The sequence below is a fragment of the Streptomyces sp. NPDC046900 genome, from assembly GCF_040644975.1.
Taxonomy (GTDB): Bacteria; Actinomycetota; Actinomycetes; order Streptomycetales; family Streptomycetaceae; genus Streptomyces.
Window position 1 is genome coordinate 11,999 of sequence record NZ_JBEYXD010000025.1, and the last position, 21,149, is coordinate 33,147.

The following is a 21,149-nucleotide window of genomic DNA, read 5'->3' on the forward strand; positions in this document are numbered from 1 at the left end:
GAGGCGCTGACCGGCGTGGAGATGTGCCTGGCCTGCGACAAGCCGATCAGAGACCGTGAGGACTCGGTGCCCTACGGGCATGTCAGTCCGCGCACCCCGGCTCCGGTACGGATCACCCGCGCCCAGCGCCCGGCAGGGAGCGCCCCCTGGTACGCGCGAAGGGCGGTACCCCTCGCGGGGTGCCGCCCTTGAGTTCGTGCCGTACGCGCGCGTGGAGGCCCGGGCACTCCCTCGCGCGCGTTCACGGCACGTACGCCGCCTTCCGCCTGTGCGGATCTGTGCGCCGATCGGCCGCCTGCGCGTGTGTGCCGCACTCGGCCGCCTGTGCGCAGTCCGGCGCGCATGCGCCCTGTGGGGCCCCTGCGCGCCGCCGCCTACGGCTCGCCCTCGGTTTACGGCTCGAACTTGTAGCCGAGGCCGCGGACCGTCACCAGGTAGCGCGGAGCACCCGGGTCGGGCTCGATCTTGGCCCGCAGGCGCTTTACGTGGACGTCGAGGGTCTTGGTGTCGCCCACGTAGTCGGCGCCCCAGACGCGGTCGATGAGCTGCATACGGGTCAGCACACGGCCCGCGTTGCGCAGCAGCATCTCCAGCAGGTCGAACTCCTTCAGCGGCAGGTCGACCTTCGAGCCGGACACCGTGACCACGTGGCGGTCGACGTCCATGCGCACCGGACCCGCCTCCAGGGCGGCCGGTGTCACCTCCTCCGGCTCACCGCGCCGGCGCAGGACGGCACGGATGCGAGCGACGAGCTCGCGCGAGGAGAACGGCTTGGTGACGTAGTCGTCGGCCCCTATTTCCAGCCCGACAACCTTGTCGATCTCGCTGTCCTTGGCGGTCACCATGATCACCGGGACATTGGACCGGCCGCGCAGCTGCCGGCAGACCTCGGTGCCCGGCAGGCCGGGCAGCATCAGGTCGAGAAGGACGAGATCGGCGCCGTTGCGCTCGAACTCGTCGAGACCGTCGGGCCCCGTGGTCGCGATGGCGACTTCGAAGCCCTCCTTGCGGAGCATGTAGGACAGGGCGTCACTGAAGGACTCCTCGTCCTCGACGACGAGCACTCGGGTCACGGAAGGACCTCCGGGGCGGGAAGCGGTTCGTACGGGGATGAGACGGTGGTCGTCCCGTCAGAGCGGCCGGCCTCGTCATCGAGGTCGGACGGGTGGTCGGTCGCGCGGTCGCGGGCCGCACCCGCCTCCGGCAGCCGAAGGGTGAACGTGGAGCCCTGACCCTCGGAACTCCACACCGTGACCTCCCCGCCGTGCGAGGCGGCCACATGCTTGACGATAGCGAGGCCCAGGCCCGTACCGCCCGTGGCACGGGAGCGGGCCGGGTCGACGCGGTAGAAGCGCTCGAAGATGCGCTCCTTGTCCTTGTCCGAGATGCCGATGCCCTGGTCGGTCACGGCGACCTCGATCAGATCCCCGCCGTGCGCGGACACCCGCCGGGCGGCGATGCCGACCCGGGTGCGGGCCGGCGAGTAATTGACGGCGTTCTCGACGAGATTGCCGAGGGCGGCGGCCAGCTGGCCGCGGTTGCCCCACACATGCAGGTCGGCGGTGCCGCCGGCCGCCATGGTGATCTGCTTGGTGCCGGCCTGGTGCCGGCAGCGGTCGATCGCCTCGGCGACCAGTTCGTCGACACGTACGGGTTCGGCGTCCTCGAGAGGGTCGTCGTTCTGCACCCGCGACAGATCGATCAGCTCCTGCACCAGGTTGGTCAGCCGGGTCGCCTCGATCTGCATCCGGCCCGCGAAGCGCTCCACGGCCTCGGGGTCGTCGGAGGCGTCCATCACTGCCTCGGAGAGCAGCGACAGGGCACCCACAGGAGTCTTCAGCTCATGACTGACGTTGGCCACGAAGTCGCGGCGCACCGCCTCTATCCTGCGGGCCTCCGTGAGGTCCTCGACGAGCAGCAGTACCAGCCGGGAGCCGAGGGGCGCCACGCGCGCGGACACGGCGAGGGCTTCACCCCGTCCGGTGCCGCGCCGCGGCAGGTCCAGCTCGACCTGTCGTATCTCGCCGTCGCGCCGGGTGTCACGTGCCATCTGGAGCATGGGCTCGACGGCGAGTTTGCCGCCGCGCACGAGTCCGAGGGCGTAAGCTGCCGAACTTGCCTTCACAACGGCGTCGGCCTCGTCCAGGACGACGGCCGAGGACCGCAGCACGGACAGCACCGTGTCCACGCCGGGCGGAAGCACCGGGTCCGTGTGCAGGGAAGTGCGCGTGGGCCGCTTCTGGTCGCGCTCGCTCCAGCGGAACGCCAGCATGGCGATGACGCCGGTGAGCACTCCGGCGATCGCAGCCGCTGCGGCGACCGCCGCGTTCACGTCCATGCGTCCAGGTTAGGCATGCCGATACGCGAGTCCACAGCCATCAGAGTGCGACCTCGACCACTCGTCGCCCAGAGTTCACCTTGGAGCCAGTATCGGTTCATTTGGGGTGCCGGAAACGGTCGCGTAGGGACCGGAACGTGGCACCGTGGGTGCCCAGGGTGCCGTGTACGCCGTGTTCGCCATGGTGACGTCGGCCCCGGCCCCCCGGCCCCCGAAGCAGACGTGAGAGAGGGACATCCTGATGCGGGACGCGTACCACGAGGAACTTGACTCGATCGGTGAGGGGCTGGTCGAAATGGCCCGGCTCGTCGGGTCGGCGATCGGGCGCGCCACGACGGCGATCCTCGACGCCGACCTGAAGCTGGCCGAAGCCGTCATCGAGGGCGACAAGAAGGTCGACGAACTCCAGCACGACCTGGAGGCGCGCGCGATAGCACTCCTCGCCCGCCAGCAGCCGGTGGCGACGGACCTTCGCATCGTCGTCACGTCGCTGCGGATGAGCGCGGACCTCGAGCGCTCGGGCGACCTGGCCCAGCACGTCGCCAAGCTGGCCCGGCTACGCTTCCCCGAGCGCGCCGTACCGCACGACCTGGACGCCACCATCCTGGAGATGGGGCAGCTCGCGCAGCGTCTGATGGCGAAGGCCGCGGAGGTCATCGTCAGCAAGGACGTCGACCTGGCGATGCAGCTCGAGCAGGACGACGACGAGATGGACCAGCTGCACCGCACGCTCTTCCAGCACCTGATCGACGAGCGCTGGAGCCACGGCATAGAGACGGCCGTGGACGTCACCCTGCTGGGCCGCTACTACGAGCGCTACGCCGACCACGCGGTCGCGGTCGCGAAGCGTGTGGTCTTCCTGGTGACGGGTGAGCACGCGGACGATCTCCAGCCGGACATCCAGCCGTAACGGGCGTCGTGGGCGCCTGGCCCCGGCCTGACGGACGGATGGTTTCCCCGGTTCCGGCGAGACGTCCGTCGCCGGAACCGGTATCCGCCCCCGGGGCTTGAAGGAGCCCGGCCGGTCGTGCGCGAGCATCTGTGCGCCGTTGATGCGCCTGTCCGCAGGGGCATCAAATGGGAACAGGCACCAGTCTCGAGGAGGGACCCATGGCGGAGACCCCCAGCACGCCCGACCCCACGCAGGAGCGCGAGACCCAACAGCCCATCGAGATCAAGAGCCTCCCGCTGGTCGGCGCGTGCGGCTGCGGCTCCGGCTGCGGGTGCGGATGCCAGTCGGGCGCGCCGTGCCAGTGCGGCTGACGCCGTACGAAGCGGACGATCTCGCTGCGCTCTCGCACAAAGAGTGACCACGAAGGGCCCCGGCACGCGGCCGGGGCCCTCCGCGTCCGTAGCAGCCGCGGTCGGGCCGGAGCAGCATGGAGGGAGAGCAGGCGAGCGCACCCGGAAGGAGGTGCGAGGCCATGACCCAGTTCATGGACGTCCACCACGGTATGAAGGGCATCACGGACGACCAGCTGAAGCAGGCGCACAAGGCCGACCTCGCGATAGAGAAAGAAGAGGGAGTGCACTTCGAGAGGGCCTGGGCGGACCCGGAGTCCGGAACGATGTACTGCCTCTCCGACGCCCCCTCGGCCGATGCGGTCCGCCGCGTCCACGAACGCGCAGGCCACAAGCCCGACGAGGTCCACCCGGTCCCGCTGTCCATCTGGTGACCCTCCGACGGCCCGGACGCACACCGCCACACGGTCCGTTTCTCCCTGAACGGCTGTCATCGGCCGTCGTCGGCTGCTGCCTTCCTCGGTCGTGGGTCGCATGAGGCCGGGTCGGCGGATCAGCAGAGTCGCCGTCGACGTAACTGCGGTGCAGGGAGCGGATGATTCCATGAACGACCTGTACTCGGGCACGGGCATCACCGCCGACCTGTCGGTACGGGACCTCTACATGGCCGAGACGCTGTGCTGGCATGTGGAACACGCCCAGCCCGGCGCCCGGTTCGTGCTCGCGGCGCACAACAACCACATCCAGAAGACCCCGAACGTCTTCGGCGGAGCGACCACCGCGTTGCCGGTGGGACAGCACCTGGCACGATCGCTCGGCGAGAACTACGTGGCGATCGGCGTCACGCACACCGACGGCCATGTTCCCGAGATGCGCCCGGACGCCACCGTGCCCGTGGGGTTCACCCTCGGCGACGTGGCTCTGCCCGACCCGCAGCCCGGCAGTCTCGAGGCCGCTCTGATCGAGGCCGGCCTGCGCGAGAGGGCCACGCTCACCGACCTGCGCCACGCGCCCACCGGTCCTGACGGCGGTGAGCTGCTGACCAGCATCCGCACCCAGAGCGCCGCCATGCACACCCCGCTTGGCGAAGCATTCGACGCGGTCATCTCGACCCCGACGGCGACCAGGGACCGCACGGTCACGTTCTGAGCGGGCGCGACCGGCCCGCCAAAGGGCCGAGGAGCAGACCCGCGTCGACCACTGGGGCGCGCCGAACGCAACCCGGTCCCGGTGCGTCATAGGAGCGGTACTGCCGCGAACCCACACCGCGACGCCTCTGCTCGTCACCGTCGGACCCTGGGGGACCCATGCCCGCACGCACCGCCCAACTGCTCCTCGTCCTCACCCTGTTCGCCGCAGTGGGCGGGGCCGTCACCGGCTGCGACAGTGAACAGGAAGGCGGTCGTGGTACTCGGTCCCACACCCCCGACCCGGTGGCGAAGGCCCGCGCTCGCCAGGTCGCCGACGCCTGGGACGGCTCCGAGGCCGCCCGGGCATGGCGGAAGGGTTACTACCCGATGGACGAGACGGTCCAGCTGCCCGAGCACGCCTTCCATGACGGAGACGACAAGCAGGCCTACGAGGCCCAGAACTTCGTCCTGCGCGGCGAACTCCCCGCCGCTCCGCGGAAGAACGGCCAGGTGAAGTGGGAGAGCGGCGCCTCGCTCACGCTGCCGCTGATGGAGGCGCGGCAGGCGTACGAGACAGTGGCCCGCGGCGGCCACGACGGACCGCACCTGACCGTGACCGGGGCGAAGCTCGGTGAGATGACCCTGGCCACCAGCCGCGGCCCGGCGACCGTCCCGGCCTGGCTTTTCACCCTGGACGGCTACGACACTCCGCTCAAGCGGGCCGCCCTGCGTCCCTCGAAGGCTCCCACGCCGCCGGTCGCGCCGGTCGCGGAGGGGACCAGCGCCACATTGTGGCCCCTTCAGGGACTGGTCGAGACGGCGGGGGACAGCCGGTCCGTCACGGTGATGGCCGGTCACGGGGCCTGCGACGACGGTCCTGTCGTGGACGTACTGGAGACGGGCGGGAGCGTGGTGCTGTCCGCGTCCATCGTCGGGGCCAAGGACGGTCCCTGCACCCGCCAGATGCTTCGCGAGAAGGTGACGGTGAAGCTGGACCGGCCGCTCGACGACCGTGTGCTCCTGGACGCGTTCACGGGTCGGCCGGTGCGGCACGTGAACTGACCGGGCCAAAGCCAGTGCTGTGGCCGCATTGCTTCGCCGGCTCGGCGGTTGGACGGGCGCTGCCGTTCGTTCCGACCGCCGGCGGTGAGGTGGCCGAGCCTGTGCGGGTACGCAGACCGACGGATCGATCCGCAGCGTCCACCCGGAGGTCCCTCGCGGAACTGGGCAGCGGCAACGGCGGTGGCGTCGGCCCGCAGTCCGAACCGCTCGCGGAATCAGCGGGGGTTCGTCCTGCCCATCCGCTCCACTGATGTCGTACGCCGCCGGGCCGCCGACGCACTCCTCGCCTTGCGGGACGTGCTCGGCGGCGCCCGCACCGGCACCGCGGATCTCGGCCCGTCCGCTGCCCGCTTCGACCACAGCCTCGAACGGCTGGTCAAGGCGGCCCCGCCGCTGGAGGCCCACCGCCGACTGGTTCAGCACCGACTGGTGCCACAGTGGCCGGGCGCGCGGAGTCCCACCGGGCCGCACCCACCGGCGCGCGGTTGGCCACGCTGTGTCCGGTGGTGAAGTCGTAGCACTGCGCCCCTCCGCCTACAGGCCGGAGGGGCGCAGTGCTGCATGTCCGCGACAGGATTGAGCTGGGCGCTGCTCCTCTTCGGGAAGACCTCGAAGCCGGACCGCGGTAGCCGCTGGTCCAGTCAGCCGTGGCCCGACGCCCGCTGTCGGATCAGGTTCGCCCGGCGACAGCCCGCCGGGCGAACCCCATGGATCGACCGGCTCAGTACCAGAGCTGGTTGTCCGCGTACGAGCAGGACCAGATCTGGACTTGGGTGCCGTCTTGCCAGCCGGCATCCTTGGCGTCCAGGCATTTGTTGGCGTAGACGTTGACGAATGCGTATTGCGGCGCGCAGATCGAATGATCTGCGTTGCAGTAGTTCTTCACGAAGACCTGCCGCCACTCCTGGCTGGTCGTGGCATAGCAGTGCCACTGATGCACGATGGTGCCGTCGTTCGTCCAGGGGCCCTGGATGTCCATGCAGCTGTTGCTCTGCACATTGCGGAACTTGTAGACGTGGTCCGCCACCTTGTCGAAATACCAGCGCTGGTTCTGGGTCGGACCATTGTCGTGCCAGAGATGGATGGTCGTGCCGTCCCCGGTATACGGGTAGGCGACGTCGAGGAGTTGATGGTCGGCTATCTCACTCGCGTGCAGGTTGGCCCATACGTACGGGCCGTATGTCGCGGCCTGCGCGGCAGGAGCTGCGGCAAAGATGCCGAACACCATGAGGAAGCCGGCCAAGAGTACGGTCACTCTTCGACGCGGACGCAGCAGACGATTCTTCACTGAACCCCCGGTTGTCGATTACGTCCCATTGGACACACACTCTGGCATGGACACGACGGGAGTCACAAGGAACTCGGCGCAGAGAAATAGTCAAATCCTGGGCAGCAAGGGGTGGTTCAGGCCACATGAGTCCCGGCCCATCGGCTTGATTTCGAAATGATCGTTCAGCGCGCTGGGGTGGTCTTCCCTTTGATCGTGGACACCGGGAGTCTGGGACTGTGGTTTCAGAGGAAATAGCGCTCGGTGGGAAGCAAGAGAAACCACGGCAAGCGGTACACGGAGCAATTCGAATGGGACGCGGTCACGCTCGAGCGCTCCTCCGGGAAGACCGTCACCGAGGTGGCCCGGGATCCGGGCAAGGACCGCGAGCATGCCGCCGCGCGCGAGCACGGCGAATCAGCCGTCGACGCGGCCACCGTTGAGGTCTGGGCCCATGGCCCGGGCACGGTGGAGGTCTCCGTGAAGTCCGGCGGTCACACCGGCTCGATCACCCTGACGGTGACCAAGCCGGCGTCGGTCGGCTGATCCCCGCTCACCCATGGGCTGCCCGCCCCGGAGCCTCCGGTGTCCGGGGCGGGCAGCCGCATCGAACAAGACACGGCGCTGTGCGAGGGCCGCGGCAGTACCAGCAAGGTGTTCAGGACCCCTCTGGGGCCGTGGGCGGCCAGGTCGCGTGGACGGTGATCCACGCCGACGCCCTGCAGTCGCCGGTCGCCGGCTCCTACGCCGAAACACCCTGGGTCATCGGCGTCCTGCCGGAACCCACGCCGACGAGTACTACTTGCTGGTGTGCGACGACGTACCGCACGACGTAGTGCTCACTGATCCGGGCGTCCGCGTGCTGGATGTCGCTCAGGTCGTGCGCCGTCTGACGGGGCTGAGCCTCTGGCGCAGCAGGGTTCTGGCAACACAGGTTCCCGCCGTGATTCTCGAGGGCGTGCCCCAGGAAGACGCCGCGGCAGCCGTCGCAGCCCTCCGCGGTGTGGGAGCACAGGCGGAGACCCTCACCCTCGGCACCTAAGTGGCGTTCGCCGTGTGACGCCCTCCGGGCCAGGCCGCGCGGCAGAAACCAGGCCGTCGGCCGGGTCACCCCGGCAGGCTATCGGCGCCGCTCGCCCTCCAGGTAGCTCTGCTCTCCGAGCGGCCCGATGGGTGTGTCACCACACTCACAGGTCTCCGTCTGGCTGCGTCATACCCCTGTTCACCATGGTGTCAAGTAGGCGCAGCGGAACGGGGTTTACACACACCTCACTGATAAGATCATCGGGCTTTCGGTACGCTGACGCCGCGTCATGCACGCGTCACGGGGGATAGTCCTTGCCCAGCGCGAAGGAGTAGCCGTTGGTCCGCGAATGAGCCCGCAGCGCGGTGCGAGGCCCGCGACTTCGGCCACCTCCGCGCGGCCCGCACATACCCCCGCGATGCGACTTGAAGAGAGTTTCATGACGTCATTGATGAAGGATCCACTGCTGTGGATCTTGCTAGCAGTGCTGATCGCTGCGGTCACCGCAGTGATGCTCGCCCGGAGAACCAACATGGCTCTCCGGAAGCAGAGCACGGATCTTCATACGAACGCGAGCAGACTCGGCTCAGAGCTCCAGAGGCTGCACCACGCGAACACTGCCCTTCATACCGAGCAAGAGCGCTCCCTGGCGCAGGTCCGCAGTGACGCCGAGGAGGAGACGAAGGCCGTCCTCCGGGCGTGGATGCGCGACATCCAGGTCCTCGCCGATGAACAGCAGCGCTCCATCAGCGATCTGGCCCGGCTGAAGTACGGCAACGATCCCGAGATCCTCGCCGACTTCATGACGATCGACCACACCAACAGCCAGTTCGGCCGACGAGCCCAGGGCATCGCGGCCCTGTGCGGCGGCTGGCTCGGGCGCCGCGAGAGCGCGGCTCCCGTCCTTGACGTGGCGCGCAGCGCCCAGGGGCGCATCAAGCATTTCGACCGAGTGCGGATCCACAGTCAGGTCAACGTCGCCGTTTCCAGCACCGCCGTGGAGCCGGTCGCGGTCGTCCTGGCCGAGCTCCTCGACAACGCCACCAACTACTCGGCGCCCGGCACGCCCGTCGAGATCAACATCCAGGCTGTGCCGACGGGTGTGTGTCTGATCATCGACGACGCCGGTCTCGGCATCGCCCAGGAAGAGAAGGAGCGCGCTGCCGCACTGCTCAACACGCAGGGCCCCGTCTCCATCACCAGCCTCGGTAGCCCGCCGCGCGTCGGTTTCGCTGTCAGCGGTGTACTCGCTGCCCGGTATGGCTTCAAGGTCTCCGTCGATTCCGTTTCGCCGTACGGCGGCGTCCGCGCGGTCATCCTCCTGCCGGAGAGTCTCTTGACCCACGATGTCCCCGAACCTGAAGCCGAAACCACCCCGTCCGCCGAAATAGCAGAGCCTTCACCGCGTGGCGGCCCCGTCACGGCCCCGGTGGCGATCGTCGGGAGGACGGCGGGCGGTCTGCCCAAGCGTCAACGGGCGGTCGCAGTGGTGCCGCCGGCCGCATCGACGGCAGACGAGCCGGAACTGGAGCACGACAGTGAGGTGACCGCGGCGCGCCTTGGCGCCTTTGCACGCGGGACCGTCCGCGGGCGGGACATGACCATCACGGAAGGAACTCAAGACCAGTGAAGCACGATCTGTCGTGGGTGCTGAATGACGTACTGACCGTGCGTGGTGCCCGCCATGCGATTCTTGTCTCCGCTGACGGCCTGCTCCTGGAACGCTCCAGCGAGATCCCCCGGGATGAGGCGGAGACCAACGCCGCCGCGATGAGTTCGATGCAGTCGCTCAGCCGCGCTGTCGCCGGCTTCGTAGGAGCCGGCAAGGGGGTCTGGAAGCAGACTTTGATGGAGTACGACGGCGGCTGGATCTTCCTGATTGCAGCAGGCAGCGGGGCCTACATGGCAGTCTCCGCGGACTTGGACGTCGACATGGAGGTCATGTCGATCCGGATGCAGCAGCAGGTAGCGGCTCTCGGACAAGCGTTGAGTACCGAACCGCGTCAGAGCGCTGGTGCTGAGGCATGAGCGAGCACGGCGAGGATGCTCCGGTCTCCAGCGAACTCGTCCGTTCCTACGTCATCACGGGTGGTCGGCGCCTGCCTTCGGCCGATGATCTTTCGCTGCACACGCTTGTCACGCTGGCGCCTGATCGGCAACTGCCCTTGGGCGCCAGCCCGGAAGCACGCGCCATCTGGGAGCTGTGCTCGGGGGGCTACCTGGCCGTGGCGGAAGTGGCTGCGCACCTGGGGCTGCCGGTGGGTGTCGCCCGTCTGCTCCTGACGGATTTAGCGGAGCAAGGTCACCTGCTGCGTCGTTCTGCGCCACCCCGTGCCAAGACTGAAGAGAGAGCCGTGATCGAGAAGGTGTTGCATGGACTCCAAGCCCTCTATGCCTGAGCCCCGGTACGTCTCGGGCGCGGTGACGACCGCCGCCAAGATCCTCGTGGTGGGGCACTTTGCCGTGGGCAAGACCACGTTCATCGGCTCGCTGTCCGAGATCGCCCCGCTGCGCACCGAGGAGCGGATGACCCAGGCATCCGCCCACGTGGATGACCTGCGCGGTGCGCCCGACAAGGTGACGACCACGGTCGCCCTGGACTTCGGACGCCTCACCCTCGGCAACGAGGTCGTGCTGTATCTCTTCGGGACGCCCGGTCAGCAGCGGTTCATCCAGCTGTGGGAGGACATGGCCCGCGGTGCGCTGGGGGCGGTGATCCTTGTCGACCCCGTGCGGCTGGCCGACTCCTTCCCGGTGATCGAGCTTGTCGAGAAGTACGGCCTCGAGTACTCCATCGCGGTCAACTCCTTCACGCCGGACGTCCAGTACGACGAGGCCGAGATCCGCGAGGCGCTTGACCTGCTCCCCGACACCCCCGTCTCGTACTGCGACGCCCGGCACCGTGAGTCGTCGGCCAACGCGCTGATCACTCTCGTGCAGCATCTCCTTGCGCGTACGGCCTGATCCACCTGGCCGCCCCCAGCCTTTCCACCCGCCCGGACCGCAAGGATGCCGGGACCACAAAGGACCCGATCTCATGGACTTTCAGCAACCAGTCGCGCCGGGCGCCCCCGCACGGTGCCCCATGCACACGGCGGAGTTCGCCGCCGATCCGCACGGCGCTTACGACAAGATGCGTGCCGCCGGGCCCGCGGCTCCGGTCGAGCTCGCCCCGGGCGTCGAGGCCACTCTTGTCGTCGACTACCAGGCAGCTCGGAGCGTGCTGCAGAACCCCACGGACTTCGTCCGAGACCCTCGACGCTGGAAGGCCCTCAACGAGGGCCTCATAGCATTGGACAACCCGGTGCTGCCGATGATGGCGTACCGTCCCAACACCTTGTTCACCGACGGCGCCGTTCACCTGCGGTTTCGTAAGGCAGTCACGGACAGTCTCGCCCGGCTCAACGTCGGGCGGATCCGCCGAGACGTCGAACCCATTGCTGCCTTCCTGATCGACCAGTTCAGCGAACGCGGGCGCGCCGACCTTCTCAACGACTACGCCAAACTGCTGCCGCTTCTGCTGTTCAACCGGCTCTTCGGCTGCCCTGCCGGAATCGGAGACAGGCTCACCAGCGCGATGTCGGCCATGTTCGACGGCAGGGACGCACTGAAGGCCAGTGATGAAATAACGGCCTGCCTCATGGAACTGATCAAGCTCAAGCGGCGTGACCCCGGCGACGATGTCACCTCCTGGCTCATCCAGCATCCCGCCGGCCTGGCCGACGAGGAACTCAAGGACCAACTGGTCGTGCTCATGGGCGCTGGCATCGAACCCGAGCGGAACCTGATCGGCAACGCCCTGCTCCTGCTGCTGTCCCGCGGCCCCTCGAGCCGGGGCGCGGGCATGCTGCCCGAGGAGGCACTCGACCACGTCCTGTGGCACAACCCGCCCATCGCCAACTACGCCACGCACTACCCGGTGCGTGACGTCGACCTCGGCGGCGTCCGCGTCGAGGCCAACACACCCCTGGTCATCAGCTTCGGGGGCGCGAACAACGACCCGGCCCTCGGGGCAGCCCGCCAGTCACTCAGCAAGGGGGCTCACCTCGCGTGGGGCGCAGGCCCGCACTCGTGCCCGGCGAAGAGCCCGGCGACGGTGATCGCACTGACCGGGATCGAGGCTGTCCTCAACGCGCTGCCCGACCTGGCCCTCGATGTGCCGGCGGAAGAGCTGCAGTGGCGACCCGGCCCCTTCCACCGGGCCCTGGCCACGTTGCCGGTCCGGTTCACGCCGACCCCAGGAACCCGGGTGGCCGCACTCCACAGCCCCGCACAGGCTCCGCGGACCACGGCGGAACCGACCCTTGTCCCCGCCGCCCCGTTCGTCCAGCAGGAGACTAAACCGGCGAAGAAGGGATTTTGGAGCACCTTCCTCGACATCTTCCGCGTATAGCGCAGGCGAGTGCACCCGCCTCGCCGCACACGACTGGCACCTCACCGCCACGGCCACGAAGTCGGGCCTGGACGAGGCCCAGCTCGGCCGTCTGAGGTCAGCAGGCTTCGGCCACGTGTTGCGGCGGGGCGTGCTGGACTACCACCGCAGCCTGAGCGGGCGGTGTTGCTGCCCGGCGACGGGGGTATCTGCCACCGCTCTGCCGCAGCCAATCGTGGTGATCCTCACGCTGTGAAGAGTGATCAATTCAAGCTACCGTTCAAGGCCGTGACTGCTTCTCAACTCCCCCACATACAGGGGATATCAGCGGATTTCGCCCGCACCCTATTCGGGCCTCACGCAGAGCAGATCCACGAGCCCTGGAGGCGCCTGTTCAACGGAACCCGGTTCGCCTTCCAGGAGGGCCTGAGCCCACAGGAGCGCACGGCGCTCTCCTACCAGCGACTGAACTTGATCAACGAGACTGTGCCCGACCCGGTCGGCCTGGCCACGGACATCGAATCCCTCACCGCGATGCACGAATGGGCTGGTGTCGTGGACGCCGGCATGGCAACCATCGCGAGCATCCACTGGAACCTCCACATCGGCAGCCTGGTGGACCATGACGTCAAAGGGCGGGATCTGTCCTCGTACGCCCGCATGGACCGCATCGGCACGTTTCTCTGCACCGAACTGGACCACGGCAACGACGCCGCGTCGCTGGAGACAACCGCGACGTTCGACCGTGCAACGAGCGGTTTCGTCCTCCACACGCCGACGCCTGGTGCCTGCAAGTGGATGCCGAACACGTCCTCGACCGGGGGGGCCAAGAACGCCGTCGTGGCGGCGCGCCTGGTGGTGGACGACGTCGACCACGGTGTGTTCCTCTTCCTTGCTCCTCTGACGGACAGCACGGGCCTCCACTATCCGGGCGTGGAGGTACGGCCCCTCCCGCAGACGGCGAGCGCTCCTGTCGACCACTGCGCCACGTACTTCCACCAGGTGCGGCTGCCGTTCGAAGCGCTGTTGCAGGGCGAGCACGGCCGCCTGTCCCGTGACGGCAGGTTCACCAGCTCGCTGGGCAATCCGCGCAAGCGTTTCCTGCAGTCTGTGCGCCGCGTCCATGCGGGCAAGCTCTGCATGACCGCGTACAGCCTCGGCGTAACCCGGCACGCCCTGGCCGTCGCGATGCAGCACTCCCACCGGCGGCTCACCTCAGGGATGACGACGGGTCGCAAGGTCTCGCTGATCGAGCACCGCAGTCACCACGCTCCCCTTCTGGCGGCTGTCGCCACCACCTACGCCGCGACGTTGTTGCACCGCGACGTCGTGAGGCAGTGGACAGGCGGGGCGGGGGCTGAGCAGGAGGAGACCGAGCGCCTGGCGGCCGTGGCCAAGGCGTGGGTCACCTGGCAGGCGAGGGCTGTGATGACGGAGTGCCGGGAGCGGTGCGGCGCGCAGGGCCTGCTGCTCTCGAATGGCATCGCCGGCCAGCTGGCTGCGAACGAGGGGACGATCACGGCGGAGGGCGACAACCGCGTGATCTGGGTCAAGGCCGCGGGCGAGATGCTTCTGGGCGGGTTCACCCCGGCACCGCTGTCCGAGTTGCCGCCGACCGGCCGCACTCTGGACGACCCCGCCTACCTCCAGGACCTGCTGGCGGATGTCGGACGGATCTGGCACGGCCGGGCCCGCAGCCGACTGCGCACAGGACGCCGCGGCGATCCCCTCGCGCGTTGGAACGGGACTGTCACGCCCGCGCTGAACCTGGTCGAAGCGCACGTGTACCGCCTTGCGGCGCAGGCCCTGCTGGACGCCGCCGGACGGGCGTCCGGCCCGAAGACCCGGGCGGTTCTCGGGCACCTGCACGCCCTGTTCGCGTTGCGCCAGGTGAAGGCCCACAGCGGGGACTTGCTTGCCGCCGGCCGTCTCACCGCCGACCACGTGCAGCAGCTGCCGGACGTGGAAGAGGCCGCGATCGAGGCGCTCGTGCCGTACAGCCTGCAGCTGACCGAGGGCTTCGCTGTCCTGGACGGATTCATGGGCGAGCATCCGATGCTGCGCGCTCCGGCCCCCGCTGCCGAGCTGGCACCCGCCTAGCTCGGGCGGACTCTTTGCCGGCGCTGCTGCAAGCCAGGCGGCAGCGCCCGGCTTTCACATGGCGTACAGGGCGCGGTGCGTGACGTAGGTGAACCTGTCGCCGGCGCTGAGGATCTGGACGACCTTCTCGCAGTGGTCCCGATACGCGCGCTCCTGCTCAGCATTGAGCGTGAGAGTCGTCTCCGGTCCCTCGAGCATTGCCCGGCGGATGCCGGGGAGCAACTGCGGCGGAGACGGCAGGCAGAAGACCTGCAGAACGCGGCGGAGGCGGTCCACAAGGTCGACGTCGCCACCGCTGTTGATCTCTCCCAGCACGCTGGTCAGCGGATCGCCCCACGCGTCCAGCTGTGCCCACCGCAGCATCGTGCAGCAGGCCTGAAGATGACCGACGTGCTGCCCGTCGTCCAGGGCGTACAGCCGCGTCAGGCGCTGCCCTCTCCACCAGCCCTGCCGTCACCATCACACGCATCCAGGGCAAAGCCATCGGCGCCGGCCTCGCACTGGCGATCTGCGCGTCGGGGCTGACACCACCACCTTCCGGCTCCCCGAACTCGCCCTCGGCCTCCCCACCGCCTGGGGAGGCCTTCTCCCCCGCCTCCTCAACGAAGTCGGCGCCGCACGCGTCCGGGAGCTCATCCTCACCAGCCGCGCCTTCACCGCCCACGAGGCCCTGAGCCTTTCCGTCCTGCAGAACGTCGTACCCGAACACGACCTCGACGCCGCGGTGACAGCCTGGGCCAAAGCCCATCCTGCGCCGCTCCCCCTCCGCGCTTCGGATCAACAAACTCCTGCTCGACGCCCACGGCGCAGCCACTCACCTGGCCGACGCATCCAGCCTCGACGCCGAGCTGATGGCATCCGTACTCGCCGAAGCCGAGTACGGTCGCGCGCAAGTCCATCGGCGCACCGGGCACCTGATCCGAGCCCGTCGCCTCTCACTCGTCAGTCTCTCCAACAAGCCGATCTTCATGAGGGACGCCACCTGCTCAGGCGGGAGGCGTCCCTCTCGGTACACGCGCTTGTGCCGAAGCATCAGGCCCCCTACCAGCGGAGAACCCGCAGGTAGGGGGCCTGATCGGTACCGTTTACTTCTTCTTGCCCTGATTCTTGACCGCCTCGATGGCCGCCGCGGCTGCCTCCGGGTCGAGGTACCGGCCGCCCGGGGTGACCGGCTTGAAGTCGGCGTCGAGTTCGTAGAAGAGCGGGATGCCCGTCGGGATGTTCAGGCCGGCGATGTCCGCGTCCGAGATGCCGTCGAGGTGCTTGACGAGGGCGCGCAGGCTGTTGCCGTGGGCCGCGATCAGGACCGTGCGGCCCGAGGCGAGGTCCGGGACGATGCCGTCGTACCAGTACGGCAGCATGCGGACGACGACGTCCTTCAGGCACTCCGTCCGCGGGCGCAGCTCCGGCGGCAGGAGCGCGTAGCGCGGGTCGTTCGCCTGGGAGAACTCCGAGTCGTCGTCGAGCGGCGGCGGCGGGACGTCGTAGGAGCGGCGCCACAGCATGAACTGCTCCTCGCCGAACTCCTCGAGGGTCTGCGCCTTGTCCTTGCCCTGCAGGGCACCGTAGTGCCGCTCGTTCAGGCGCCAGGAGCGGTGAACCGGGATCCAGTGCCGGTCGGCCGCCTCCAGCGCGAGCTGCGCGGTGCGGATCGCGCGCTTCTGGACGGAGGTGTGGACCACGTCGGGCAGCAGGCCGGCGTCCTTGAGCAGCTCACCGCCGCGGACCGCCTCCTTCTCGCCCTTCTCGTTCAGGTTGACGTCCACCCAGCCGGTGAACAGGTTCTTCGCGTTCCACTCGCTCTCGCCGTGGCGGAGGAGGATCAGCTTGTACGGTGCGTCGGCCATGGCCCCGAGCGTAATCGAAGCCTCCGCGCACTCGCGCCCGCGCCCGTCTGGCGGACCGCCACCCCCTCGGACGCCCACCGGTTGACGGCTTCTGTTAATTGAGTGGCCGGTCTCGACCGCTCGATCGTAAGTTGTGCTTGCCGCCCGAGCCGCTTACATACGTGGGGACCCGCCAATGCCACTCGCCGCCCTCAGACGTGCCGCCCGCGAGACCGTCTCGGGGCTCCCCCGTGAGTTCTGGTGGCTGTGGACCAGCACACTCGTCAACCGGCTGGGTGCCTTCGTCGCCACCTTCATGGCGCTCTATCTGACACTGGGCCGCGGCTACTCCGCGTCGTACGCCGGCCTCGTCGCCTCTCTGTACGGACTGGGCGGAGTCATCTCCTCCATCGGCTCGGGCGTGATGACCGACCGGCTGGGGCGCCGGCCGACCCTTCTCGTCGCCCAGTCGTCGACGGCCGTCTCCGTCGCCGTGCTCGGCTTCATGCGTGATCCGGTCGCGATCGCCGCCGTCGCCTTCCTGGTCGGCATGGCGAGCAACGCCTCCCGGCCCGCCGTGCAGGCGATGATGGCCGACATCGTCCGGCCCGAGGACCGGGTCCGCGCCTTCTCCCTCAACTACTGGGCCATCAACCTCGGTTTCGCCATCTCCTCGGCGGCGGCGGGCTTCATCGCCGAGTTCAGCTACCTGGCGGGGTTCCTGATCGAGGCGGGGATGACGATGGTCTGCGCGATCGTGGTGTTCGCCAAGCTGCCCGAGTCACGGCCCACCCGGATCGGCAAGGAGGCAGTCGAGGAGGTGGGACTCGGCACCGTGCTGCGCGACGGCCGATACATGAGCGTGGTCGGCCTGTCCTTCCTCGTCGCGCTGGTCTTCCAGCAGGGGTCCGTGGGCCTGCCCGTGGCGATGGGCAAGGCGGGGTTCACGCCCGCTGACTACGGCATGGCGATCGCCGTCAACGGCGTACTGATCGTCGCGCTGCAGATCCCCGTCACGCGTGTCATCCAGAAGCGCGACCCGCGCCGGCTGCTGGTGTTCTCGTCCCTGCTGGCTGGATACGGCTTCGGGCTGACGGCCTTCGCCGGCTCGGTCGGGATCTTCGCGCTCACGGTCTGCGTGTGGACGCTAGCCGAGATCGTGAACGCGCCGACCCAGACCGGCCTCGTCGTCCGTCTCTCCCCGGTGCACGGACGCGGCCGCTACCAGGGCATGTACACCATGTCCTGGTCGGTGGCAGGCCTGGTCGCCCCGGTGATGTCCGGCTTCGTCATCGACCGGCTCGGCGCGGCATGGCTGTGGGGGCTGTGCGCGGTGGTCGGCACGGGCGCCGCGGCCGGGTACGGAGCACTGATGCGCCGCCTGCCTGCCGAGGGGACCGCGACGGGCCCGGCCATGGCGGTGGCCGAGGCGGAGGCCGGAGCGGCCTGACGGGGGCACCCCGTCCTGGGGTGCCCCCGCACCGGGCCCGGGCTAACGCCCGTCCCACACCTCGCTCGTCAGGAAATGGTTGTCGTACAGCTCCTGCACCTCCAGCAGCGTCTCCGGCGGTACCTTCCCGAGGCCGACGCGCGCCAAGTGGCGGAAGTACTCGAAGCGTTCGATGCCCGGGGTGATGACGATCAGGATGTCGGCGTCGTGCCCCGGGGCGGCGGCGAAGGCGTGCGGCATGCCCGGCGGCACGACGGCCAGGTCGCCCTGCTCCGCCGTGACGATCCGGTCGCCGGACAGCAGTTGGGCCGTACCGTCGAGCATGTAGAACATCTCGGCCGAGCCGGCGTGGTAGTGGGGCCGCGCCCCGTCCGCGCCCCCGTTGAGGGTGACGCGTTGCGTGGAGAGCGCACCGCCGGTCGCGCTGCTGTCGGCCAGCAGCCGCACGGTCGTAGGGGCACGGCCGACGACCTCGGCGTCGGCGGAGCGGACGATCACGGACGAGTCGAAGTGCGGCACGAACAGCGACATTTCAGAACTCCTCGGTAGGCGCGTCGGCGGGTCAGACGAGGAAGAGCAGCACGGCGGCCGCGAGCACGACCACCGCCGTGGCGAAGTGGATGCCGAAGGCGGCGGCACGCGTACCGCCGTGGCGCAGCACGATCAGCGTGTCGCCGAGCGGCACCAGCGCGGCGGCCACCATGAACCAAGCCTCGGCGCGCACTCCGGCGAACGCCAGCAGAGCGAGGCCCAGTATGCCGGTGGCGGCGTCGCGCAGGCCCTTGATCTCCAGGTAGGCGGCGTCGCCGGCGGGCTTGGCGGGGACGCCGTAGCCGGTGGCGGCCGCCCGGGGCTGGAGCAGGAAGCGGGCACCGATCACGAGAACGAACAGGTCGAGCAGAAGGGCAAGGCCGTAGGCGGTGGTGGTGAGCACGTCGGACTCCTTGCTAGCGCTGCTAGGTATTAGAGCCAAGCTAGCAGAGCGCCGACAGAAAGGCTAGCGGTGCTAGAATCCCAAACATGCCGATCCGGACACGCCGCGAGCGCGAACGAGCGGAACGCGAGCAGCTCATCGTCACGGCCGCGCGGGAACTCGCGGAGGCCGAGGGCTGGGACGCGGTGACCACACGGCCGCTCGCCGCCGGGATCGAGTACAGCCAGCCGGTCCTCTACAGCCACTTCAAGAGCAAGGAGGCGATCATGGCCGCCGTCGCCGTGCAGGGCTTCGAGGAACTGGCCGGGGAGCTGTACGCGGCACGCACCTCGGCGCCCTCACCGCGCGACGCGCTCGGCGCGGTGGGCCGGGCCTACGCCGGCTTCTGCGAGCGGCGCCCGGCACTGTACGACGTGATGTTCACGCTCACCGTGGATCTGCCGTTCGCGACCCCCGAGGCGCCCGCCCCGCTCCACGCCGCCGTCGGCGAACTGCGCCTGGCCGTCACCCCGCTCGCCACCGGCGAGGACCCGGGGGAGCTCACCGAGACCGTATGGGCCGCTCTGCACGGCCTGCTCACGCTGATGCGCGGCGGTCGGCTGCGCCGCGAGCAGCACGACCGCCGGCTGGCCCTTCTGATCAGCCGTTTCTGCCCGCCGGACAAGTGACGGGGCCAAGTGACGGGCTACAACTCCCGCTGGGCCTCATACAGGTTCCGCGGCCGTACGACGTCGGTCGTGCCGTACAGCTCCAGGCGGGAGTGCAGATCACCGGTGAAGTCGGGCACGTCGATCTGGTCGAACTCCGTGACCTCGTTCAGACCGACGGTGGCGGAGCAGGGCGCCAGTTGGTCGATCCTCATCAAGCCCGCCCGGCCGTTGGTCACACGGACGTTCCAGTGGGTGAAGCGGGCACCGAACAGCGGGCCGGCGGAGGCGTCCCCACCGTGGCGGCCGTTGTTGTTCACCGTGATGTCCGTGCGGACGTTCGCGAACGGCAACCCCCGGTGCGAGTCGAAGGTGCCCATCTGCATCTCGCCGCGCGACCAGACGTTGTAGGAGGACAGGCCCTCCACATTGATGCCGTGGAGCTGGGTGTTCGGCGGGGCCGGGACGGTGCGCTGCTCGATGGTGAAGTCCTCGATCAGGTTGTCGTGCGAGCCCTCCCGGCAGAAGTACGGGTGGTGCGAGCCCCGGCCGGCCACGCGGGTGCGCCGCAGGGTGCACGAGGAGGCGGCGACCAGGCCGAAGCCGTTGTCGACATGCCGTACGACGACGTCGTCCGCCCAGCAGTCGTACGTGCACTGGAACACGACGCCGTTGTAGCCCTTGTCCAGCAGGTGCGGGGACTGCGGGGTCTCGACCGCCTGAAGGGTCAGCCCCTCCACGCCCGCACCGGTGAGGGCCCCCACGTGCGTGGTCAGACGCGGATCCCACTCCGGACGCACGTCCAGCGGAAGAGGTCGCTCGAACGTGACCTTCCGGCCGGCCACGCGCGCGATGCGCACGGGCCACTCATAGGGCACGTACGACGTCAGCTTCGTCTTGTCGTCCCAGTAGTACGCCTCGGGGCCGGGGCCACCGCCGGACATGTGCTCCAGGAGGGTATGGCCGGCGTCGTCCGCCAGGCGCAGAAGGACGAGTTGACCCGGCCTCAGCCGCCGTGCGTCGGCGACCGTCACCGACCAGGAGCCCTGCTCGGCCGGGGACACTGCGGTCAGCGTCTCCCACTCGTCGCGCTTGTTGCCCGTCCAGCCCTCGAAAGGCCACGCCTTGGCCTGGACGGCCGCGATCAGGGAGTCCCAACGGGCCGTCGGCGCCAGCCAGATGAGGCCTCCCGCCCAGGACCAGGAGGACTTGTCGCCGCCGTACCGGGAGCCGTAGACGCTGATGAGCTCGGTGAGGTTCTTGGTGGCGTACAGCGTCGTACGGTCGCTGCCCGCGCCCCGCAGGACGACGTTGTCGTACCCGATGCGGATCAGACCGTCGATGCGGTAGGTGCCGGGCGGGATGATGACCGTGCCACCACCGGCCCTTCCGGCGGCGGCGATGGCACGGTTGATCGCGGGGGCGCAGTCCGTCGTGCCGTCCGCCACGGCGCCGTAGGCGGTCACGTCGGCCACCGCGGGACGGCGGGGCAGACGCGTCACTCCGGCGCGGTAGCCGGCCCGGCCCACGTACGGAATCTGCGGGTGGGTGAACGGCGTGCGGAGGAACTCCCGCCACAGGGCGGGAACCTCGCCCCTCGGTCGGGCAGGTGCGACGGCCGCCGCCGGCGTTCCGGTCACGGCGACGACCGCCACGGCGATGGCGCTGCCGAGCAGGCCCCTTCTGCTGATGTCCGCGTGCCCCATGCCCATGCCCGAACCGCCTTCCAAGGACGTCAAGGACTCTCAGAGACGTAC

Annotated in this window: 25 protein-coding genes and 1 pseudogene; 18 read left to right on the forward strand and 8 right to left on the reverse strand. The window is 69.1% G+C overall.

Translation table 11 applies throughout. The features are described from left to right. On the forward strand, positions 1–192 hold a 192-nt coding region (locus tag ABZ904_RS23805; RefSeq protein ID WP_361825383.1), incomplete at its 5' end, for a hypothetical protein. Between the two features lie 200 nt (positions 193–392). On the opposite strand, the gene ABZ904_RS23810 is transcribed toward ABZ904_RS23805, so the two are convergent. Both ABZ904_RS23810 and ABZ904_RS23815 read right to left on the reverse strand, forming a co-directional pair. Further along, on the reverse strand, positions 393–1,073 hold the full coding sequence (locus ABZ904_RS23810) for a response regulator transcription factor (RefSeq protein ID WP_009340348.1): 681 nt from the start codon (positions 1,071–1,073) through the stop codon (positions 393–395). After that, positions 1,070–2,338: an ATP-binding protein gene (locus ABZ904_RS23815; RefSeq protein ID WP_359405068.1), complete on the reverse strand. Its 1,269-nt coding sequence runs from the start codon at positions 2,336–2,338 to the stop codon at positions 1,070–1,072. Before ABZ904_RS23815 ends, ABZ904_RS23810 begins: the two co-directional genes overlap by 4 nt. A 241-nt stretch (positions 2,339–2,579) precedes the next feature. Between ABZ904_RS23815 and phoU the strand changes: the two genes are divergently transcribed. The 5 genes from phoU (at position 2,580) to ABZ904_RS23840 (ending at position 5,772) form a co-directional block, all read left to right on the forward strand. Next, a complete protein-coding gene (phoU, locus tag ABZ904_RS23820) occupies positions 2,580–3,248 on the forward strand; it encodes a phosphate signaling complex protein PhoU (protein WP_359405071.1) in 669 nt (222 codons plus the stop codon). A 200-nt stretch (positions 3,249–3,448) separates the two neighbouring features. Beyond that, positions 3,449–3,601 carry a hypothetical protein gene (locus tag ABZ904_RS23825; RefSeq protein ID WP_359405074.1) on the forward strand — a complete coding sequence of 51 codons (153 nt, stop codon included), beginning with the start codon at positions 3,449–3,451 and terminating at the stop codon, positions 3,599–3,601. 161 nt (positions 3,602–3,762) lie between these two features. Beyond that, positions 3,763–4,014 (forward strand): SCO4226 family nickel-binding protein, encoded by a 252-nt coding sequence (locus ABZ904_RS23830; protein ID WP_359405077.1) that lies wholly within the window; start codon positions 3,763–3,765, stop codon positions 4,012–4,014. 169 nt (positions 4,015–4,183) lie between these two features. Further along, entirely contained in the window at positions 4,184–4,729 is a 546-nt protein-coding gene (locus tag ABZ904_RS23835; protein WP_361825386.1) for an erythromycin esterase family protein, read from the forward strand. Between the two features lie 158 nt (positions 4,730–4,887). Further along, on the forward strand, positions 4,888–5,772 hold the full coding sequence (locus ABZ904_RS23840; RefSeq protein ID WP_361825388.1) for a hypothetical protein: 885 nt from the start codon (positions 4,888–4,890) through the stop codon (positions 5,770–5,772). Positions 5,773–6,493: 721 nt separating this feature from the next. Here the strand turns inward: ABZ904_RS23840 and ABZ904_RS23845 are convergent. Then, positions 6,494–7,027: an RICIN domain-containing protein gene (locus ABZ904_RS23845; RefSeq protein ID WP_360992991.1), complete on the reverse strand. Its 534-nt coding sequence runs from the start codon at positions 7,025–7,027 to the stop codon at positions 6,494–6,496. A 276-nt stretch (positions 7,028–7,303) separates the two neighbouring features. Between ABZ904_RS23845 and ABZ904_RS23850 the strand changes: the two genes are divergently transcribed. The 9 genes from ABZ904_RS23850 (at position 7,304) to ABZ904_RS23890 (ending at position 14,535) form a co-directional block, all read left to right on the forward strand. Then, positions 7,304–7,585 (forward strand): hypothetical protein, encoded by a 282-nt coding sequence (locus ABZ904_RS23850; RefSeq protein WP_361825390.1) that lies wholly within the window; start codon positions 7,304–7,306, stop codon positions 7,583–7,585. 131 nt (positions 7,586–7,716) lie between these two features. Continuing rightward, positions 7,717–7,875: a hypothetical protein gene (locus ABZ904_RS23855; protein WP_361825450.1), complete on the forward strand. Its 159-nt coding sequence runs from the start codon at positions 7,717–7,719 to the stop codon at positions 7,873–7,875. After that, positions 7,842–8,081: a ribosomal protein L7/L12 gene (locus tag ABZ904_RS23860; protein WP_361825392.1), complete on the forward strand. Its 240-nt coding sequence runs from the start codon at positions 7,842–7,844 to the stop codon at positions 8,079–8,081. Before ABZ904_RS23855 ends, ABZ904_RS23860 begins: the two co-directional genes overlap by 34 nt. Before the next feature lie 421 nt (positions 8,082–8,502). Then, entirely contained in the window at positions 8,503–9,693 is a 1,191-nt protein-coding gene (locus ABZ904_RS23865) for an ATP-binding protein (RefSeq protein ID WP_359405092.1), read from the forward strand. Further along, positions 9,690–10,091, forward strand: a complete 402-nt coding sequence (locus ABZ904_RS23870) for a roadblock/LC7 domain-containing protein (protein ID WP_359405095.1) — start codon at positions 9,690–9,692, stop codon at positions 10,089–10,091. The genes ABZ904_RS23865 and ABZ904_RS23870 overlap by 4 nt, the downstream gene beginning before the upstream one ends. After that, positions 10,088–10,462: a DUF742 domain-containing protein gene (locus tag ABZ904_RS23875; protein ID WP_359405098.1), complete on the forward strand. Its 375-nt coding sequence runs from the start codon at positions 10,088–10,090 to the stop codon at positions 10,460–10,462. Before ABZ904_RS23870 ends, ABZ904_RS23875 begins: the two co-directional genes overlap by 4 nt. Beyond that, on the forward strand, positions 10,437–11,027 hold the full coding sequence (locus ABZ904_RS23880) for an ATP/GTP-binding protein (RefSeq protein WP_359405101.1): 591 nt from the start codon (positions 10,437–10,439) through the stop codon (positions 11,025–11,027). Before ABZ904_RS23875 ends, ABZ904_RS23880 begins: the two co-directional genes overlap by 26 nt. 121 nt (positions 11,028–11,148) lie before the next feature. Continuing rightward, positions 11,149–12,456: a cytochrome P450 gene (locus ABZ904_RS23885; RefSeq protein WP_361825395.1), complete on the forward strand. Its 1,308-nt coding sequence runs from the start codon at positions 11,149–11,151 to the stop codon at positions 12,454–12,456. 300 nt (positions 12,457–12,756) lie between these two features. Further along, positions 12,757–14,535 (forward strand): acyl-CoA dehydrogenase, encoded by a 1,779-nt coding sequence (locus tag ABZ904_RS23890; protein WP_361825445.1) that lies wholly within the window; start codon positions 12,757–12,759, stop codon positions 14,533–14,535. 54 nt (positions 14,536–14,589) lie between these two features. Here ABZ904_RS23890 and ABZ904_RS23895 read toward each other — a convergent pair whose 3' ends face one another. After that, positions 14,590–14,898 carry a hypothetical protein gene (locus ABZ904_RS23895; protein ID WP_361825397.1) on the reverse strand — a complete coding sequence of 103 codons (309 nt, stop codon included), beginning with the start codon at positions 14,896–14,898 and terminating at the stop codon, positions 14,590–14,592. 68 nt (positions 14,899–14,966) lie between these two features. Between ABZ904_RS23895 and ABZ904_RS23900 the strand changes: the two are divergent. Further along, positions 14,967–15,410, forward strand: a pseudogene (locus tag ABZ904_RS23900) (enoyl-CoA hydratase/isomerase family protein); the annotation flags it as partial. Positions 15,411–15,620: 210 nt separating this feature from the next. Here the strand turns inward: ABZ904_RS23900 and ABZ904_RS23905 are convergent. Next, positions 15,621–16,382 carry a phosphoglyceromutase gene (locus tag ABZ904_RS23905; protein WP_361825399.1) on the reverse strand — a complete coding sequence of 254 codons (762 nt, stop codon included), beginning with the start codon at positions 16,380–16,382 and terminating at the stop codon, positions 15,621–15,623. A gap of 175 nt (positions 16,383–16,557) precedes the next feature. Here ABZ904_RS23905 and ABZ904_RS23910 point away from each other — a divergent pair, with 175 nt between their 5' ends. Continuing rightward, on the forward strand, positions 16,558–17,811 hold the full coding sequence (locus ABZ904_RS23910; RefSeq protein ID WP_361825401.1) for an MFS transporter: 1,254 nt from the start codon (positions 16,558–16,560) through the stop codon (positions 17,809–17,811). A gap of 42 nt (positions 17,812–17,853) precedes the next feature. Here the strand turns inward: ABZ904_RS23910 and ABZ904_RS23915 are convergent, their stop codons facing one another. Together ABZ904_RS23915 and ABZ904_RS23920 are read right to left on the reverse strand one after the other, a co-directional pair. After that, positions 17,854–18,342, reverse strand: coding sequence for a cupin domain-containing protein (locus tag ABZ904_RS23915; RefSeq protein ID WP_359405977.1), 489 nt, complete (start codon positions 18,340–18,342; stop codon positions 17,854–17,856). Positions 18,343–18,373: 31 nt separating this feature from the next. Further along, positions 18,374–18,745: a DUF4267 domain-containing protein gene (locus ABZ904_RS23920; RefSeq protein WP_360993046.1), complete on the reverse strand. Its 372-nt coding sequence runs from the start codon at positions 18,743–18,745 to the stop codon at positions 18,374–18,376. 86 nt (positions 18,746–18,831) lie between these two features. Here ABZ904_RS23920 and ABZ904_RS23925 point away from each other — a divergent pair, with 86 nt between their 5' ends. Next, a complete protein-coding gene (locus tag ABZ904_RS23925; RefSeq protein WP_361825403.1) occupies positions 18,832–19,413 on the forward strand; it encodes a TetR/AcrR family transcriptional regulator in 582 nt (193 codons plus the stop codon). A gap of 17 nt (positions 19,414–19,430) precedes the next feature. On the opposite strand, the gene ABZ904_RS23930 is transcribed toward ABZ904_RS23925, so the two are convergent. Then, positions 19,431–21,104: a glycosyl hydrolase family 28-related protein gene (locus ABZ904_RS23930; RefSeq protein ID WP_361825447.1), complete on the reverse strand. Its 1,674-nt coding sequence runs from the start codon at positions 21,102–21,104 to the stop codon at positions 19,431–19,433. Positions 21,105–21,149: the final 45 nt, after the last annotated feature.